The 17,637-nt window shown below is 46.1% G+C and carries 14 protein-coding genes; 8 read left to right on the top strand and 6 right to left on the bottom strand.

Annotated elements, in window-relative coordinates; all coding sequences use genetic code 11:
* Nucleotides 1-2 precede the first annotated feature (2 nt).
* Nucleotides 3-1,259 carry a hemolysin family protein gene (locus tag BQ7480_RS05420; protein WP_072542033.1) on the top strand — a complete coding sequence of 419 codons (1,257 nt, stop codon included), beginning with the start codon at nt 3-5 and terminating at the stop codon, nt 1,257-1,259.
* 102 nt (nt 1,260-1,361) lie between these two features.
* Nucleotides 1,362-3,500, top strand: coding sequence for a peptidylprolyl isomerase (locus BQ7480_RS05415; RefSeq protein ID WP_072542032.1), 2,139 nt, complete (start codon nt 1,362-1,364; stop codon nt 3,498-3,500).
* A gap of 50 nt (nt 3,501-3,550) precedes the next feature.
* Here the strand turns inward: BQ7480_RS05415 and BQ7480_RS05410 are convergent, their stop codons facing one another.
* Nucleotides 3,551-4,762 (bottom strand): hypothetical protein, encoded by a 1,212-nt coding sequence (locus BQ7480_RS05410; protein ID WP_083581764.1) that lies wholly within the window; start codon nt 4,760-4,762, stop codon nt 3,551-3,553.
* A 368-nt stretch (nt 4,763-5,130) separates the two neighbouring features.
* Here BQ7480_RS05410 and BQ7480_RS05405 point away from each other — a divergent pair, with 368 nt between their 5' ends.
* The 4 genes from BQ7480_RS05405 to BQ7480_RS05390 all read left to right on the top strand — a co-directional run bounded on the left by BQ7480_RS05405 (nt 5,131) and on the right by BQ7480_RS05390 (nt 9,989).
* Entirely contained in the window at nt 5,131-5,832 is a 702-nt protein-coding gene (locus BQ7480_RS05405) for a hypothetical protein (RefSeq protein WP_072542030.1), read from the top strand.
* A gap of 115 nt (nt 5,833-5,947) precedes the next feature.
* Nucleotides 5,948-6,304, top strand: a complete 357-nt coding sequence (locus BQ7480_RS05400) for a P-II family nitrogen regulator (RefSeq protein ID WP_022354420.1) — start codon at nt 5,948-5,950, stop codon at nt 6,302-6,304.
* A 49-nt stretch (nt 6,305-6,353) separates the two neighbouring features.
* On the top strand, nt 6,354-7,742 hold the full coding sequence (locus tag BQ7480_RS05395) for an ammonium transporter (protein ID WP_072542029.1): 1,389 nt from the start codon (nt 6,354-6,356) through the stop codon (nt 7,740-7,742).
* A 57-nt stretch (nt 7,743-7,799) separates the two neighbouring features.
* Nucleotides 7,800-9,989, top strand: coding sequence for a glutamine synthetase III family protein (locus BQ7480_RS05390; RefSeq protein ID WP_072542028.1), 2,190 nt, complete (start codon nt 7,800-7,802; stop codon nt 9,987-9,989).
* A 230-nt stretch (nt 9,990-10,219) separates the two neighbouring features.
* Here the strand turns inward: BQ7480_RS05390 and BQ7480_RS05385 are convergent, their stop codons facing one another.
* The 4 genes from BQ7480_RS05385 to BQ7480_RS18130 form a co-directional block, all read right to left on the bottom strand.
* The gene (locus BQ7480_RS05385) at nt 10,220-10,570 is read right to left on the bottom strand and encodes a DUF3795 domain-containing protein (RefSeq protein WP_072543918.1); all 351 of its coding nucleotides are present in this window, start codon (nt 10,568-10,570) and stop codon (nt 10,220-10,222) included.
* A gap of 444 nt (nt 10,571-11,014) precedes the next feature.
* A complete protein-coding gene (locus BQ7480_RS18430; RefSeq protein WP_235816641.1) occupies nt 11,015-12,067 on the bottom strand; it encodes a GNAT family N-acetyltransferase in 1,053 nt (350 codons plus the stop codon).
* 4 nt (nt 12,068-12,071) lie between these two features.
* Nucleotides 12,072-12,611 (bottom strand): GNAT family N-acetyltransferase, encoded by a 540-nt coding sequence (locus BQ7480_RS05370; RefSeq protein WP_394332619.1) that lies wholly within the window; start codon nt 12,609-12,611, stop codon nt 12,072-12,074.
* 2 nt (nt 12,612-12,613) lie between these two features.
* Complete coding sequence (locus BQ7480_RS18130) at nt 12,614-13,687, bottom strand: helix-hairpin-helix domain-containing protein (RefSeq protein ID WP_235816640.1); 1,074 nt, start codon at nt 13,685-13,687, stop codon at nt 12,614-12,616.
* Between the two features lie 313 nt (nt 13,688-14,000).
* Here BQ7480_RS18130 and BQ7480_RS05360 point away from each other — a divergent pair, with 313 nt between their 5' ends.
* Nucleotides 14,001-15,233 carry a hypothetical protein gene (locus tag BQ7480_RS05360; RefSeq protein WP_139255720.1) on the top strand — a complete coding sequence of 411 codons (1,233 nt, stop codon included), beginning with the start codon at nt 14,001-14,003 and terminating at the stop codon, nt 15,231-15,233.
* Nucleotides 15,234-15,373: 140 nt separating this feature from the next.
* Nucleotides 15,374-16,093 carry a hypothetical protein gene (locus BQ7480_RS05355; protein WP_139255719.1) on the top strand — a complete coding sequence of 240 codons (720 nt, stop codon included), beginning with the start codon at nt 15,374-15,376 and terminating at the stop codon, nt 16,091-16,093.
* Between the two features lie 298 nt (nt 16,094-16,391).
* Here the strand turns inward: BQ7480_RS05355 and BQ7480_RS05350 are convergent, their stop codons facing one another.
* Nucleotides 16,392-17,627: an LL-diaminopimelate aminotransferase gene (locus tag BQ7480_RS05350; protein ID WP_072542024.1), complete on the bottom strand. Its 1,236-nt coding sequence runs from the start codon at nt 17,625-17,627 to the stop codon at nt 16,392-16,394.
* Nucleotides 17,628-17,637: the final 10 nt, after the last annotated feature.

Here is a 17,637-nt window from a genome sequence, read left to right as displayed (position 1 = left end):
TCATGGGACTTATCATCCAGTTACTTATATCTATGGCATTTTCCGCTTTTTTTTCGGGAATGGAAATTGCCTTCGTATCTTCCAATAAACTACGTTTTGAGATGGAAAAGACGAACAATGTGTCGTCTTACATCCTCTCCGTATTCTATCGACACTCCAATAATTTCATCTCTACCATGCTGGTGGGAAATAACATCGCCCTAGTTATCTACGGTATCTTGATGGCCCAACTTATTGAACACTATATCCTTGCAGATGTCATTTCCAACCAAGCATTACTTGTATCGATAGAAACCATCATCTCTACTCTGATTATTCTTGTGACAGGAGAATTCATTCCCAAAACGTTATTCAAGCTGAATCCCAACGCAACACTAAAGGCATTCAGTCTGCCTGCCTTCATCTGCTATATCCTACTCTACCCCATCAGCCGTTTCTCGTCCGTACTTTCCAGCGGCATCCTGCACCTTGTGGGAGTCAAGACCAATAAGGAAGACCGGGAAAAGGCCTTTACCAAAGTCGATCTGGACTATTTCATACAAAGCAGCATTGAAGAAGGAAAAGAAGGAGAAGAAATTGACAATGAGATCAAAATATTCCGCAATGCACTCGATTTTTCCAATGTAAAGATACGTGACTGCATGATTCCACGTACAGAAATCATTGCCGTAGATTCAGAGACTTCCCTTGCCGAACTGAAAAAAGTATTCATAGAGAACGGTATCAGTAAAATCATCGTGTACAAAGACAATATTGACAACATCATAGGCTACATCCATTCATCCGAAATGTTCAAAGGAACCACAGAATGGCAGAATAACATCCGCAGCATTCCATTCGTTCCGGAAACAATGGCTGCACATAAGTTAATGCGCATCTTCAAGCAGCAGAAACGCTCATTGGCCGTGGTGGTGGACGAATTTGGAGGAGTTTCAGGCATTGTGGCACTGGAAGACCTGATAGAAGAAATTTTAGGTGACATAGAAGACGAACACGATACGACCTCTACGGTAGCCAAACAGATTTCAGAAAACGAATACATCTTTTCCGGAAGAATGGACATAGAAAAAGCCAATGAGACATTCAACCTGAACCTGCCGGAAAGCGAAGATTACCAGACCATAGGCGGACTTATCCTCAATGAATGCCAAAGCATTCCCAAAGTAAACGAAGTCATCGAGACGGAAGGTTTCACTTTCAAAATTATCAAAGTGAGCGCCAATCGAATTGAACTGGTGAAGCTGATTACACAGAAATAAGCATTTTTTTGAGAGAAAATAGCGACTAAACAGTATTTTTTGTATCTTCGTGCGCTAATAGCAGAAATATAAAAACAATAAACAAAAAAATAATAACTTTAAATGGCAACTTTACAAAAAATTCGAAGCAAAGGACCTTTATTGGTCATCGTAATCGGTCTTGCCCTTTTTGCATTCATTGCGGGAGACGCATGGAAAGTGCTCCAGCCGCATCAAGGTAAACAAGACGTAGGAGAAGTGAACGGGGAAGTTCTCAGTGCACAAGATTATCAAAAGATGGTAGATGAGCTCAGCGAAGTCATCAAACTGACAAACGGACTGAATTCCCTCACGGAAGATCAGTTGAACAACGTAAAAGATCAGGTATGGCAGAGCTACGTCAACAACAAACTGATTGCTGAACAGGCAAAGAAACTGGGTCTGAAAGTGACAGATGCCGAAATTCAAGCCATCATCGACCAAGGAACTCACCCGTTGCTGATGCAGACTCCGTTCCGTAATCCGCAGACTGGCATGTTCGATAAAGATATGCTGAAAAAATTCTTGGTAGACTATGCCAATATGGACGCTAGCAAAATGCCGGCACAATATGTAGAATATTATCAGAAAATGGGCGCCTTCTGGAAGTTCGTAGAAAAGACCCTGGCTGAAAGCACGTTGGCCGAAAAATACCAGAATCTGGTTACAAAATCATTGATTTCGAATCCGGTATCTGCAGAAGATGCATTCAAATCTCGTACAGAACAAAGCGATTTGCTGCTGGCTGGTGTTCCCTACAGCTCTATCAGCGATTCAACCATCCAGGTTTCCGACAGCGAAATCAAGGACCGTTACAATGAAAAGAAAGAACAGTTCAAGCAGCTGGTAGAAACACGCGACATCCGCTACATCGATGTGAAAGTCGTTCCGTCGGATGCAGACCGCAAAGCTGTTGAAAAAGAAGTAACAGAATACAGCAGCCAGCTGGCTAACACAACCACTGACTTCGGAACCTTCGTACGTTCTACAGGTTCTTCTGTAAACTATTCAGACGTTCCGGTAAAAAAGACGGTACTCCCTGCCGATGTGGCTGCCCGTCTTGACTCTACAGGCGTAAATGAAATATATGGCCCTTACTACAATCAGACAGACGATTCTTACAATGCCTTCAAGGTGCTGGCCAAAGTTTCTTCTCCTGATTCTATCCAGTTCCGCCAGATTCAGGTATATGCCGACACAGAAGAAAAGACAAAGACGCTGGCCGACAGTATCTACAATGCGTTGAAAGGTGGAGCCGACTTCGCTGCTGTAGCTAAAATCTACGGACAGACAGGTGAAACAACTTGGGTTAATTCACAAAGCTGGGAAGGTGCCGAATTGGATGCCGACAACAGCAAGTTCATCAACACACTGCTCAACCAGCCTGTAAACGAACTGACAAACGTGAACATGGGACAGGCCAACCTGATTCTGCAGGTAATGGACAAAAAAGGTATGCAGACCAAGTATAAAGTTGCTGTAGTAAAACGTCCGGTTGAATTCAGCAAGGAAACCTACAATGCAGCCTACAACAAGTTCAGCCAGTTTGTAGCACAGAACACCACCATCGAATCAATGGTCAAGAATGCAGAAGAAAGTGGTTATACACTGACACCGCGCACCGACCTCTCCAGTGCAGAACACTATGTAGGTGGTGTACGTTCCACTCGCGAAGCCCTGAAATGGATTTTCGCCGCAAAACCGGGTGAAGTTTCTCCGCTGTATGAATGTGGTGAAAACGACCACCTGATGGTAGTAGCTCTCGACAAGATTCATGAAGCTGGTTACCGTGACATCAACTCGGTAGCAGAAATGCTGAAGAATGAAATCCGTCGCGACAAGAAAGCAGACCAGATTATGGCTGAAATGAAGAAATACAACTCTATCGCTCAGGTAAAAGGCATGAAAGATGCAGTGAGTGATTCAGTAAAACACGTTACTTTCAGCGCACCGGCTTATATTTCAGTGACACGCGCCAGCGAACCGGTTATCGGTGCTGTAGCTGCCAAAACCGCAGTCAACAAAGTAAGCGCTCCTGTCAAGGGTAATGCAGGTGTTTATATGATTCAGGTATATGCCAAGGATAAGGGCAATGAGAAATTTGATGCAAAACAGGAAGAAGCCACATTGAGCAACATGGCCGCACGTATCGCAGGAAGCCAGCTCATCAATGACCTGTATCAGAAAGCAAAAGTGGAAGACAAACGTTATCTCTTCTTCTAAACCTCATTCCTACAAAACATAAAAAAGTCCGGAAGTTCTCCGGACTTTTTTTATGCCCCTACTTCCACCCGCAGATAAGCCTGAAACCGGGTATCTTCCCTCACTGGCGTCAGAGGAAGGTAGCCAGATGCCACCTTTCCCTCCTTCCACTCCAAAGGATATCTTTCCACCATCTCCCGATGAAACGAGAGTGCTTCCCCTTCACGCAAGTAATGTTCCACCACATATTCTCCTTCCGACAAAGGATGTACGTACCTGTCATATAAAATCCGGGAAAGTACCCCCATATTCATACGCAGGTTAATCTCCACACAAGGATGTATCCGATACCCGTCTTCCACACGACATACCATCATATCCACCCCTAAATAACCCTGATAAGCTTGCCCCAGCAACTTTTTCAACGACGCTTCCAGGCAAGCCCCGATACACGACAACCGTTCCAACGACACATAACGTGAAAGCCGTTCCTCAATAGCAGTATTACTCAACAGACGGTTTGCTTTATAATTCCCGTGCACATCCGTTTCAAAATAAGAATATCCCACAAACCGGACCTCCCCATTCTCATCTGAGAAAAACTCCATGGCAAAATCAGCCACCTTGTCATAAATGGGCTCTGCCATCAGCCTTCCCTGTACCTTCAAGATACGGGACGCCCATCCCGCCAGCTGTGCATTCCAGCTTGCCGCAGAAACCTTCCAAAGCCCTCTACCACTTCCCGACCAGGGAGCTTTCAAGATAACCTGCCCTCTTTCCCGTATGAACGTATCTACCTCAGTCAACTGCTTACAAGCTTTCATCTCCCCACAGATGCCTTCCCAACCAGCAAATGCCGGCAATATCTCCAGACACCGCTCCCGGGATGAAAGATAACGAATCCGTTGCATTTCCTCTGCGGTAGGAAGGAACTCCTCGTCCACCCCTTCCAAACGTAACCGATGCACCAAAGCAGGGGTCCATCCCCAAGGTACATAACGGGCAGAGGGCCATTGTGCCGTCCAATCTACCGAAGAAAGCAACCCGGACAAAATCTCCCTTCCTTCTCCTTCCGGACAAATTTCACCCAATTGACAACGAAACAGTGCTACCCGCTCCAGACAGTCCACTTTCACTTCACTACCCTCCCCGGCAAACCACACCGGAAGAACCGACAAATCGGCAGCCATCCGCAAGATTTCCGCCGGTGCCTTGTAATAAGGAGTAAAATTGGCCATAGCCATATCATAGTCAGGATTGAACAAATATACTGGTGAATGCATACACATCAGGATTAAAATATGACACAAAAGTACGGAAAAAACAAACTCCACAACCCTGTTTCAACGCCAAAAGCTACCCTCAAAGGGCACGTTTAACGGAAAGCATTTCTGCTGCATTAAACAAATGAAACAAAACAAGGGATAAAATATTTCAATTTAAAACAATAATAGAGGAAAAAAGAAACAAACCGACACCATAAAAAATATAATACAAAAAAGAGAGCTATTTATTGAAATATACGTCTAAAAGGAAGTACATTTGCATATCGAAAAACAAAAAGAAAGGCAAAACAAGAAAATACAATACAAAAAGACAATACAACTAAAGAGGTTATTAACGACAACATTAACTAAAAACACGAAAGCAAATGAAAAGAATGTATCTCACCGGAGTCGCATTGCTCACATTAGCAGGAGCTCCAGCCATCTCGATGGCCCAAGACAAAGTAGAAGCCAGCATTGGTGCTGACCTTGTCAGCGGATATATCTGGCGTGGACAGGACTTAGGAAATGTCAGCATTCAACCTTCTGCCTCCGTGTCCTATAAAGGGTTCTCTCTTTCAGGATGGGGTTCTGTGGGAATAGACAAAGACGACACAAAAGAATTCGACCTGACATTGGGGTATAGCACCGGAGGATTCAGTGTATCAGTCACCGACTACTGGTTCAACAACGGACCGCAGTATTTCCATTACGGCGCACACAACACAGCACATGTATTCGAAGCTCAGGTGGGATACGATTTTGGCGTACTGGCCGTCAACTGGTACACCAACTTTGCAGGGGCCGACGGAGTGAAAGCCAATGGCGACCGGGCCTATTCTTCCTACTTCAGCATCGCCGCTCCCTTCAAGCTGGGAGGTTTGGACTGGTCGGCTGAAATCGGAGCCACTCCTTGGGAAACAAGTTTCTACAACAACGGAGCTAACGGATTTGAGGTTTCCCACATCAGCCTGCAAGCCACGAAAGAAATCAAGTTTACCGACTCTTTCTCACTTCCGGTATTTGCCCAAGCCATTTGGAATCCGGCTACAGAAGGTGCCTATTTTGTTTTTGGACTCAGTTTTTAATATAGAAACATACGATTAGAGCAATTAAAAGAGAGATGACAAGGTATTAGTCAGAATTAAGGCAAAAGATTATACAGGATAACAAAACAATACAATATACAAATATAACGTCATTATGAAGAAAATTGAAGCAATCATCCGTAGAACCAAGTTCGAAGAAGTGAAGGAGGCACTGCTGGCCGCCGACATCGAATGGTTCTCCTACTATGAAGTAAGAGGTATCGGAAAGACCCGTGAAGGACGTATCTATCGTGGGGTGGTATATGACACCAGTTCCATCGAACGTATCCTGATTTCCATTGTGGTGCGCGAGAAGAATGTGGAAAAGACCGTACAGGCCATCCTGAAATCGGCCTACACCGGTGAAATCGGCGACGGCCGTATTTTCATCATCCCCGTGGAAGACTCCATCCGCATCCGTACCGGTGAACGTGGAGATATTTCACTCTACAATGCCGAGCAGGAAAAATAAGCCCGACGGGAGATTATCAACACAGGTATTAATTAAAAAGGTAAAGATTATGAAACTGTTTAAAGAAGGTGTGCATGGCGCATACCGCAAGACCCTCATACCCCTTTTCTTACTTCTTTTTCCATTAATTGCAGCCGCACAGACTTCTCCTGAAGAAGCAGGCACAGTCGACAAAATTTCAGAATTGTCCACCGGTATCAATACCGTATGGATGTTGCTGGCAGCCATGCTGGTATTCTTCATGCAGCCGGGATTCGCCTTGGTAGAAGCCGGGTTCACCCGCAGCAAAAACACCGCCAACATCCTGATGAAGAACCTGGTTGACTTCATGGTAGGTTCCATCCTGTTCTGGTTCATCGGATTCGGACTGATGTTTGGCGTAGGAGATGTATTCGGCACCCCGCATATCTTCGATCTGGACGCCATGGACCGCATCATCCAGAACGGTCTTCCGATTGAAGGCTTCCTTATTTTCCAGACCGTGTTTTGTGCCACATCTGCCACTATCGTATCAGGTGCCATGGCCGAACGTACCAAGTTCTCCATGTATCTGGTCTACACCATAGCCATCAGTGTCCTGATTTATCCTGTATCCGGTCACTGGACCTGGGGAGGAGGATGGCTCACCAACGCTGACCCGAGTTCATTCATGATGTCTTTCTTCGGCTACACCTTCCATGACTTTGCCGGTTCTACAGTGGTACACTCTGTAGGTGGATGGATTGCACTGGTCGGCGCGGCCATCCTCGGTCCCCGCTTAGGGAAATACGGCAAAGACGGAAAGTCAAAAGCCATCCCCGGACACAACCTGACCCTCGCCTGCCTGGGCGTATTCATCCTCTGGTTCGGCTGGTTCGGTTTCAACCCGGGCTCACAGCTTGCCGCTGCCACTTCTGGCGACCAGACAGCCATTTCACACGTGTTCCTTACCACCAACCTGGCAGCTTGTACCGGTGGTATGATGGCCTTGCTGGTTAGCTGGGTTAAATATGGCAAACCTTCCCTCTCACTGACCCTCAACGGTATCCTTGCCGGACTGGTCGGTGTCACAGCCGGATGCGACATGGTATCTCCTGCGGGTGCTGCCATCATCGGAGCTATCTGCGGAACCGTCATGATTTTCTCAGTAGAATTCATCGAACACCGTCTGAAAATCGATGACCCGGTAGGTGCCTCATCTGTACACGGCGTGTGCGGTAGCCTTGGAACCATCCTGACAGGTCTGTTCGCCGTAGACGGAGGTACATTCTACGGAGGCGGTTTCGGATTCCTCGGTGCACAGATTTTCGGTGTCATCATCGTAGGCGGCTGGGCTGCCATCATGGGCTACATCATCTTCAAGGTTCTCGACAAAGTACACGGTTTGCGTGTTCCAGCCAGAATCGAAGAAGAAGGACTGGATATCTACGAACATGGAGAATCAGCCTACAACCATTAAATTAAAATTGAACATTCACTACTAACTAATAAATAACCAATAAAAATTTACAGTAACATGTCAACATTAAGATTCAGAGTAGTAGAAAAGGCCTTCCAGGCAAAACCACTGGAAGTGCCCGCTCCCAAAGAAAGACCGGGAGAATACTTTGGCAAATACGTATTCAACAGAGAAAAAATGTTCAAATACCTTCCTTCTACGGTATTTGCACGGCTCATCGATGCCATGGACAATGGCGCGGCTCTTGACCGCCAGATTGCCGATGCTGTGGCCGAAGGGATGAAAAAATGGGCCAGCGAACTGGGTGCCACCCACTATACTCACTGGTTCCAGCCGCTGACGGAAGGCACTGCTGAGAAGCACGACGCATTTGTAGAACACGACGGAAAGGGTGGCATGATGGAAGAATTCTCCGGAAAACTGCTCGTGCAGCAGGAACCGGATGCTTCTTCTTTCCCGAACGGAGGTATCCGTAACACATTCGAAGCCCGTGGTTACAGTGCATGGGATCCTTCCTCACCTGTGTTCGTGGTAGACGACACCTTGTGTATCCCGACTATCTTCATCGCCTATACCGGTGAATCACTCGACTACAAGGCTCCGTTGCTGAAAGCCCTCCGCGCAGTAAACAAAGCTGCCGTAGATGTATGCCACTATTTCGATCCGAATGTAAAGAAAGTAATGGCTTACCTGGGATGGGAACAGGAATACTTCCTGGTAGACGAAGGCCTGTATGCCGCACGTCCGGACCTGTTGCTGACTGGACGAACTTTGATGGGTCACGAAGCATCTAAAAACCAGCAGCTGGAAGACCACTATTTCGGTGCCATCCCTACCCGTGTGGCAGCCTTCATGAAAGACCTCGAAATCCAGGCTCTTGAACTGGGTATTCCGGTAAAGACACGCCACAATGAGGTAGCTCCGAACCAGTTCGAATTGGCTCCTATCTTCGAAGAATGCAACTTGGCCGTAGACCACAACATGCTGATCATGTCACTGATGCGTAAAGTGGCACGTACACACGGATTCCGCGTACTGTTGCACGAAAAACCGTTCAAAGGTGTCAACGGTTCCGGTAAGCACAACAACTGGTCACTCGGTACAGATACCGGTACGCTGCTGATGGCTCCGGGCAAGACTCCGGAAGAGAACCTGCGCTTCATCACATTTATCGTCAATACCCTGATGGCAGTATACAAACACAACGGACTGCTGAAAGCCTCTATCATGAGTGCCACCAACGCACACCGTCTGGGAGCCAACGAAGCACCTCCCGCCATCATCTCTTCATTCCTGGGAAGCCAGCTGAGCAAAGTGCTCGACCACATGGAAGACAGTGCTACCGACGAACTGATTACCTTGGGTGGCAAACACGGTATGAAGCTCGACATTCCGCAGATTCCGGAACTGTTGATTGACAACACCGACCGTAACCGTACTTCTCCATTCGCCTTCACAGGTAACCGCTTTGAATTCCGTGCCGTAGGCTCAGAAGCCAACTGCGCCAGCGCCATGATTGCCCTGAACACAGCCGTGGCTGAACAGCTCACAGAATTCAAGAAAGAAGTAGACGAACTGATTGAAAAAGGCGAACCGAAGATTTCAGCCATCATTCAGGTAGTACGCAAATACATCAAACTGAGCAAGCCTATCCGCTTCGACGGCAACGGTTACAGCGATGAATGGAAAGCAGAAGCTGCCCGCCGTGGTCTGGACTGCGAAACCAGCTGTCCGGTCATCTTCGACCAGTACCTGACAGAAGACAGTGTACGCATGTTCGAATCAGCAGGCGTCATGACACGCAAGGAACTGGAAGCCCGCAACGAAGTGAAATGGGAAACTTATACGAAGAAAATCCAGATTGAAGCCCGCGTTTTGGGCGACTTGGTAATGAACCACATCGTTCCGGTAGCCATTGAATATCAGAGCAAGCTGATTGACAATGTCTACAAGATGAAACAGATTTTCCCTGCAGAAGAAGCAGAAAAGCTGTCTGCCGAGAACCTGGCTATCATCCGTAAGATTGCTGAACACACTTCTTACATCAAGGAACACGTAGACACAATGGTAGAAGCACGCAAAGTGGCTAACAAGATTACTGACGAACGTGCGAAAGCCGTTGAATATCATGACAAGATAACTCCGATGCTGGAACAGATTCGTTACCACATCGACAAGCTTGAACTGATTGTCGACGACCAGATGTGGACACTTCCTAAATATAGAGAACTGCTGTTCATCAGATAATCCACACCCTAAAGGATTATCTCTTATTTCTTATTGGTTGTTTGAGAAAGAGGCCGCGACCGTGGAGGTTGTGGCCTCTGTTATTTTTCACCGCTACCCAAAACTCTGCCTCCTTTTAATGATTCAGCATGAGCCATTCCCGTTACTCGTCCCTTGATTTGACATCCAGCAAATTATATATTTCCATCTTTTTTTGTTGCGGTTTGCATTTTAAAAGGGCTGCCCTGTAATTATCTCTTTCTTATCGTCTGTGCTTTCCGTCGGGTCATCTCTTCCGCAAAAGCTTTATATCCATTTGCCTGGATGTAACGAATACACGCTGCACGGTCGGAATTGAACAGAAAAGAAAAAATTTTTCCTATCACATTATTATGTGTCTTGCAGGCCTTTACGTCCATATCACAATCAGCACAACTGACGAAACCTTTCGCTTGACAGCATTGTCTGATTTTACACCAAGCTGCCTTGTCATTCTGCCGGCATCCCGGACATTTCCCTTTGAGATACTTGCGGCACGCTCCGCAATATAGCCCGCAAGCGGCAATGCGCTCTACAGAAGCTGTAATTGTTTTTTTATCCATAGTTCCCATGTATTTGTTCCTGAAAATTGGAAGTATATTCATTGCAATTCCAAAAATAGGGAAATATCTTCAATATTTATGGGAGATGTTCAAAAGGTATTCCGATAATTTATTAATACTGTTGAATGCTTTTGGGAAAGCCACCTGAACAGATTATTCAAGAAATACAAGAATATCAGCCCGACAGAATTCCGGAAAACGAACAGGCCATTATAGAATACTGTATCCGTCTGTAAATGAAGAAACTCCCCAACCGATTTCATCATCTGACGAATCATTTTCCATGTTTCTCTGCCCTAAACCGTACGTTTCTCACACGGGAAACATACGGTTCCGGAAGCAGAAACATACGTTTCCCGCGTGAGAGACATAAAAAATTCAAGCATACTTTCTCATTGGTGCCAGCGCGTTTTCAAATCCACACAAGAAGAAAAAATATGGACATCAGAGAATGCACTTGCGCATCACAAAATTCGTCAGCATCAATTTATTGGCTCTGCACTTCTGAGATTTAACCACCTTATACCCCTTTCGCTCAAAAAACGGTCGAGCGGTCAGACTTACTTCCGATGTGATTTCAGTGACTCCATACGCAACGGCCATCTTTTCCACTTCTTCAAGCAACTGAGTAGCAACTCCTTTTCCCTGCATGTCTTTATGCACAAACATCGAATGTAAATACCCTTTCTTATTCATAGAAGAGAATCCTGCCATTCTGTCTTGTTCATCAAATGCTCCGATATAGTAATTTTGCGACAAAAGATCTTTCCAATGTGCTACATCATCACCACAAGATGCCCAGTCCATAACCTCTTCATTCGTATAATCTCTCAAATTCACATTGAGTACGGTAGAACGAAACAATTGCTGCATTTCGGATATATCTTCTTCAACAAGCGGACGAATCTTGTATCTCGGTTTTAACCATCTAATCGCTTTACAGGAACTACACTGACAAGTAAAATTCCGACCAATGTTGGAATGTTGTCCGACTGTGCCCAGCATCCGAGTAAATAGATCTTTCACCATAACAAACTCCTCCTCTGTTTCCTTTATAACCTCAAATCCAAGTTTTAAATACATACGGACAGCGTAATTAGTCTTTTGAACAGAAAGAGAAACACGATGATAACCTTTATTTTCAAGCAGATTCAGCATCTCCTTCATCAACCGGCTGCCCAACCCTCGGTTCCGATATGCTTTGTATAAGGAAATGGAAAGCGAAGGGGTATTCTCATCCACATGACCATAATCCTTCATGATACGTGTCCACACTGCCCCAACCACCTTGCCATCCTGCTCGACCACCAAGCAACAATCATCTTTTTTCTTGCCAAAATCCTCCACATATAGCCTCAACTCGGGCAAATCCACCACATCTATCGACGGAGGTTCAACTCCTTCAGGAATAAAAATCGCTTCATAAAGAAAATCCCTCAGCAAATGGATTTCCTCTGGATACAAAGGACGAATCATATAGTCAGCTACACTTTCCATGGAATCAATTATTCATTTTTTCCCAGTCCTTTTTTGTCAACAAAGTAAAATGTTCTATCCGTACATCACCTAATGGAGAAAGTTTGCACTCTTCTGTATGATGAAACTTAAATCCACATTTATCCATTACTCGACGCGATTTGGTGTTTCCATCATAATAACCACACCACACTCGTCGTATATCCAACTCCTCAAAGCAACGACTCAGTAGACGATTGACAGCCTCAGGAATCAGACCGTTACCCCAATAAGGAACTCCAATCCAATAACCAATTTCTGCATCCCCTTCCTGCATGTCGGCACTATGTATGCCGTCTCCAAACATAATGCCCACACTGCCAACAGGCTCATTAGTTTCCTTCAACACTACCGCATAAGTTTCCGGAGCCGAAAGAATATCACGTATCACTTCCCTACTATTTTCTACAGACCTGTGTGGTGGCCAGCCGGCAATCGGTCCTACAGCTGGGTCCTTGGCATATTTATAGAGCGAAGGTGCATCTCCCTCACGCCATGGCCTGAGAATCAATCTTTCTGTTTCCATAATTATGTATGTTTTTTATACGTCGCAAGATTAGCCATCATCTTTTTCAAGTTGGCTTCATTCTCCTCATCCGAAATGGAAGGGTCTTTCATAAAACGGCTACAAGGTAAATCCGGACATCCTCCACAATTTTCCCGCTTCTTTTCCTTGCAGCATTTCCAGATGGGGCATACGGTATCGCCTGTGTATTGAAGCCAATGCACCTTGCCTTTTATCTTTCTACATCCTTTACATTCTTTCGGAAATGACAGACACTCCACACACCGTGCCCCACACGGGGAAGGATAAAAGAAATCATCTTTCCAGTACCACCATTTGCATTTCTCCCTATCAGGATTTCCCGTATTAACAAAATATTCCAAAGCCCGATACAGATAAAGCTGGCAACGATCTATCGTACACCCACGCAAACGACATTCTTCCTCGTATAAATCCTCCGCTTTCTTTCCTCTCAGCGATTCAACAGAGGTATATCCCATTGCCATCAAATCTTGTTCGGTCTGTGAACCTACGTTGGGGATTTTTCGTAAAGAAGAATTCTCCTGATTTATCATCGTTTGCTTCATCAATACTGCCACCACCTTCAGGGCATTTCTCTTGGCTGTCACAATACTTGGCGTCATTTCATATTCCAGCATATCCAGACAGACTTTCAGTTCATTGGCCAGTTCCGGAACAAAGCGGCACATCTTCGCAGCCAATTTTATCATCATCGAACGGCTGCTGTCTGCTTCCTTCTTATCAACTGCATGGATAAGACAAAAATCAAACAAGTCTGTCCGGAAATTCCTATCAGTCACCAAATCCAGCAAAATAGACAGCACAAGCCCCCGGCGTATTTTCAAATTGGACGCCATTACCCGGTCTGTAATCTCATCATAAAAGGGAGAAAGATAGAGCCTCTTGTCTTCTCCCGACAAATGGGAGAGTATCCATGCCGCATTGGAAGCCGACCGTGCCTCTTCTGCATGCAGCATAAGATGACAAACCTTACAGATGCCTTCCTCGTCATCATGCAGCTCACGGGAGAGAACCATCACCTGCCATTTGGACAGCCTGCTTTGCAATTGTTCCATTTCTTTTTCGTGTTTTTCCTATCAAGGCAAAGCTAAAGAATAAGCATCAGAATAACAAATGAAAGATTTCCCAAATTCCAAAACTTATTTTTTATTCAAAAAATATGCATTCCGGCAAGATTTTTAGTAACTTCGTCCCCGAACTAACTAACCTGACTAACCGATGTCTATTTTCTCACATTCCATAAACCTACTTATACGCTCTTGGGGAGCGTGGGTTCTACTCTTGTGCACGCTTTTCGCATGTACTCCCTCTCAACATGAGACGCCCTCTCCACAGACAGCCGAAACGAATCCTCACACTGACAGTCTGTTGCAGTTCAAGATTTACCTTGAGCAAATCCGCATCAGCCGTTTCAAAGCAGATACCGTGGAAGAGGCACGCACTTTGGGAGCGGCGGAAAGAATGGCCCGGTTCTTGAACGACTCTACCTCGTATGCCGATTTGTGGCAGGAAAAGGCATTGTTCTATTTGCCTAAAAATCCCGAAACCGCAAAAACCTATTTCCGGAAGGCCCTTGCCTGCATGTCCTCCGGAACGACTGCTTCCACCGTGCAGAACGAACTGTATCTTTCGCGTATCTATCTGCAACAGGAGCAGACGGACAGTGCCTTTCATTATATCAACGAGGCCATCCACAAAAATCTGTCGGAAGAACAAACTCCTGTCTTGCATACGCAAAAAGGATACATCTTTGCCTCGCTTCTGAAAGCTGATTCGGCTACACACTATATTTTGCCTTCTTTACTGGGCCTGACCTTGAAACAACGCACGGAGGCCTACCGCCGCCTGTTTGAAATGTATGGAAACCTACGAGATGGGAAACGGGAAAACGCCTACATGCGAAAGTACGTCCTGTCGCACGACTCGCTGAGCACGGAACGGAAGGAAATGGTCATCGGAAAAATACAGGACATGCAGGAATACAAGCTGCAACGTGAACGGGCCAACAAGGCAGAAATGGAAACGGCTCACCACAAGCTGATTTTCTACCGGATGGTGGTGGCATTGGGACTTGTGATTCTGATTCTGTTATTACTGCTCCACCGTATCCGTACGCACAAACAGAAGCTGGCCGAGGAACTCAAGGAAACCCAGTGGATGCGGATGGAAGAAAGCTTGAAACGGAAAGAGGCGGAAGTGGCACTGGCTCACGAGCAGGAACGGCTGAAGCAACAGGAAATCGACCGGCTGCACAAGAGTGTGGAATATTACCGGCAACTGAATGCCATTACCCTTCCCTCGCTCCTGCGGAAAAGAAACTCGCAGGGAGCGCTTCACCTGACGGAAGACGAATGGGACATCATCCAGCAAAACACGGATACCTGCTTTGACGGCTTCACCACCCGGCTGAAGGAACACTGTCCCCAGCTCACGGAAGAGGAACTCCGTTTCTGCTGCCTGGTGAAAATGGATCTTCCACTGTCTCTTCTGTCCGAAATCTACCACATTGCCAAGGGAAGTATCTCGCGCCGGAAAATGCGGTTGAAAGAAAAAATGCGCATCGAAAACAGCAGTTTTGATGAGTTCATTGCGGGCTTTTAAGGGCGATGTACATCAGGTAAATTATCAACACACTGTTTACCAGATATTTAAATACCGCCTGTGTACATCATCATTTGCCATGAATTTCACACATTCCCCCTATCTTTGCCATCGTAAATCTATCAAAACTTGTATAACTAATGAATGTAAAACAACTATTTTGTTGGATGATGTATGGCTTATTGGTTTTCTTCACTGCGGGATGCAGTGAGGAAAACTCCGAAAATCTGCCAGATGCTGTACCTATTTATCAAAAGTATCTGGTTGCATTTTCCGACTCACACCCTACATTGGCCTATGCCCATTTCTCACGGGAAAAGGATACACCTCTGAAAGATATCAGACTTACAGGAGGGTCGTCTGTCATGGCCAACGGCAAGGAAATGGGATTCAACACTTTTGATGGAAATACTATTTTCGGCTATTCCTATTTCATACCACTTGGAAAGACTGAAACGGTGTCATTCGTGTTCCAACGCACTCAGCAAAAGGAAACACGCACACTGGTAAATTATGCTTACAAGAAATGGATTCACCCTATATATATACCTTCCACACGCACCACGGTTTCCAACCAGGAAGTGATAGGATGGACGGGAGAAAAGATAGCTGCCAACGAAGAACTGGAGGCTACGCTGGACAACCCAAACCACCTGGAAGAATATACTGTATATTATGGAACCCTGAACGATAGCCGCGACGGAGTTTCTTTTGAGAAGGTACCCACAGGAAAATACCTGCTCACCTTGAAACGAAGCGTGAAACTGGATACCAAAGACAACGATACTCCTGCCAAAGGAGAAATTGTACTGGTCTTCTACGACAAGAAAGAAGTAACCGTCGAAGAGCAAACGGAATAAAGGAAAAACCCTGGCTATATCCCAAATTCCACAGGTGTATGGACTCCCCACTTCTATGAAGAAAATCACAACTTCCCGTGCGGAGCCTTTATCCTCTCAGCTGAAAACTTCCGTTTCCTTGGGAATGGAAGAAAGCTTGATAATCTCTCTGGGATACACCTTCTCTAACCTTGACCCTTACTCTCTGGCGTCCGGGAAACGGTTTTCGATGGAAAACGACTTAATCTCGGGAAAAAACGCCCATTTTTTCATTCACTCTCGATCGGGATAGGCTGGCGGTTTTAAGAACTGGGTCGGATTAACGTCCGGCCCAGTTTTTTATTCTACTCATGGCTTCCTGGCAGTCTTCGCGTTTACCGAAAGCAGTCAGACGCAAAAAGCCTTCTCCGCTCGGTCCAAAGCCTACGCCTGGAGTACCTACTACATTCACTTCGTGAAGCAGCATATCGAAGAAGCTCCATGAATCCAAGCCTTCGGGCGCTTTCACCCAAATATAAGGAGCATTGACACCACCATAGAGAGTAAATCCGGCACCCTGCAGACCTTCACGCATCAGGCGGGCATTCTCCATATAGTATTCTATGGTTTCCTTGATTTCTGCCTGCCCTTCGGGAGTGTAAATGGCCTCGGCACCCCGCTGGGTAATGTAGCTGGTTCCATTGAACTTCGTACACTGGCGACGGTTCCATAAATGGTTCAGTGCTACCTCTTCGCCAGAGGTGGTCATAGCCTTTACTTCTTCCGGTACCACGGTATAACCGCAACGCACACCCGTAAATCCGGCTGTCTTGGAGAAACTGCGGAACTCTACGGCACACGAACGGGCTCCCTCGATTTCATAAATGGAATGTGGCACATCGGCTTCATGAATGTAAGCCTCATACGCTGCATCATACAAAATCAATGCCTTATGTTCCAAGGCATAATCCACCCACTTCTGCAATTCTTCCTTGGTCAGTGTGGTTCCCGTCGGATTGTTCGGATAGCACAGGTAAATCATGTCTACCGGTTCTGTAGGAAGAGAAGGCACAAAATGGTTTTCGGCTGTGCAAGGCAAATAAGTCAAGCGGTTCCACTGGCCATTGGCTTGCAAGTCACCGGCCCGTCCGGCCATGACGTTGCTGTCAATATATACCGGATACACCGGGTCGGTCACAGCCACCTTGTTGCCTGTGCCGAGAATATCGCCGAAGTTACCTGTATCGCTTTTGGCACCATCGCTCACAAAGATTTCCGTCGGACGCAATTCGATACCTCTTGGCTGATAATCATGAGTCAGGATGGCCTGAATCAGGAAATCATATCCCTGTTCGGGACCGTATCCATGAAAGGTATCCGAACTGGCCATTTCATCCACTGCATGGTGCATGGCCTTGATGGCAGCTGGGGGCAGCGGACGAGTCACGTCGCCAATTCCCAGACGAATCAGTGCGGCCTCCGGATGGGCAGTTTTAAACGCATTTACTTTTTGGGCTACGCTCGAAAACAGATAATTTCCGGGCAGTTTAATGAAGTTTTCGTTAACTTGTATCATCTGATGTTCT

The sequence above is a fragment of the Bacteroides mediterraneensis genome (assembly GCF_900128455.1).
Classification (GTDB): Bacteria; Bacteroidota; Bacteroidia; order Bacteroidales; family Bacteroidaceae; genus Phocaeicola; species Phocaeicola mediterraneensis.
The sequence above is the reverse complement of the archived record's forward strand: the minus strand, read 5'-3'. Positions and strand labels throughout refer to the sequence as shown.

Excerpts from the sequence above, each read along its gene's own strand:
- BQ7480_RS05420 (WP_072542033.1), top strand. The coding sequence starts at position 3 with ATGGGACTTATCATCCAGTTACTTATATCTATGGCATTTTCCGCTTTT.
- BQ7480_RS05415 (WP_072542032.1), top strand. The coding sequence starts at position 1,362 with ATGGCAACTTTACAAAAAATTCGAAGCAAAGGACCTTTATTGGTCATC.
- BQ7480_RS05410 (WP_083581764.1), bottom strand. The coding sequence starts at position 4,762 with ATGCATTCACCAGTATATTTGTTCAATCCTGACTATGATATGGCTATG.
- BQ7480_RS05405 (WP_072542030.1), top strand. The coding sequence starts at position 5,131 with ATGAAAAGAATGTATCTCACCGGAGTCGCATTGCTCACATTAGCAGGA.
- BQ7480_RS05400 (WP_022354420.1), top strand. The coding sequence starts at position 5,948 with ATGAAGAAAATTGAAGCAATCATCCGTAGAACCAAGTTCGAAGAAGTG.
- BQ7480_RS05395 (WP_072542029.1), top strand. The coding sequence starts at position 6,354 with ATGAAACTGTTTAAAGAAGGTGTGCATGGCGCATACCGCAAGACCCTC.
- BQ7480_RS05390 (WP_072542028.1), top strand. The coding sequence starts at position 7,800 with ATGTCAACATTAAGATTCAGAGTAGTAGAAAAGGCCTTCCAGGCAAAA.
- BQ7480_RS05385 (WP_072543918.1), bottom strand. The coding sequence starts at position 10,570 with ATGGATAAAAAAACAATTACAGCTTCTGTAGAGCGCATTGCCGCTTGC.
- BQ7480_RS18430 (WP_235816641.1), bottom strand. The coding sequence starts at position 12,067 with ATGGAAAGTGTAGCTGACTATATGATTCGTCCTTTGTATCCAGAGGAA.
- BQ7480_RS05370 (WP_394332619.1), bottom strand. The coding sequence starts at position 12,611 with ATGGAAACAGAAAGATTGATTCTCAGGCCATGGCGTGAGGGAGATGCA.
- BQ7480_RS18130 (WP_235816640.1), bottom strand. The coding sequence starts at position 13,687 with ATGGAACAATTGCAAAGCAGGCTGTCCAAATGGCAGGTGATGGTTCTC.
- BQ7480_RS05355 (WP_139255719.1), top strand. The coding sequence starts at position 15,374 with ATGAATGTAAAACAACTATTTTGTTGGATGATGTATGGCTTATTGGTT.
- BQ7480_RS05350 (WP_072542024.1), bottom strand. The coding sequence starts at position 17,627 with ATGATACAAGTTAACGAAAACTTCATTAAACTGCCCGGAAATTATCTG.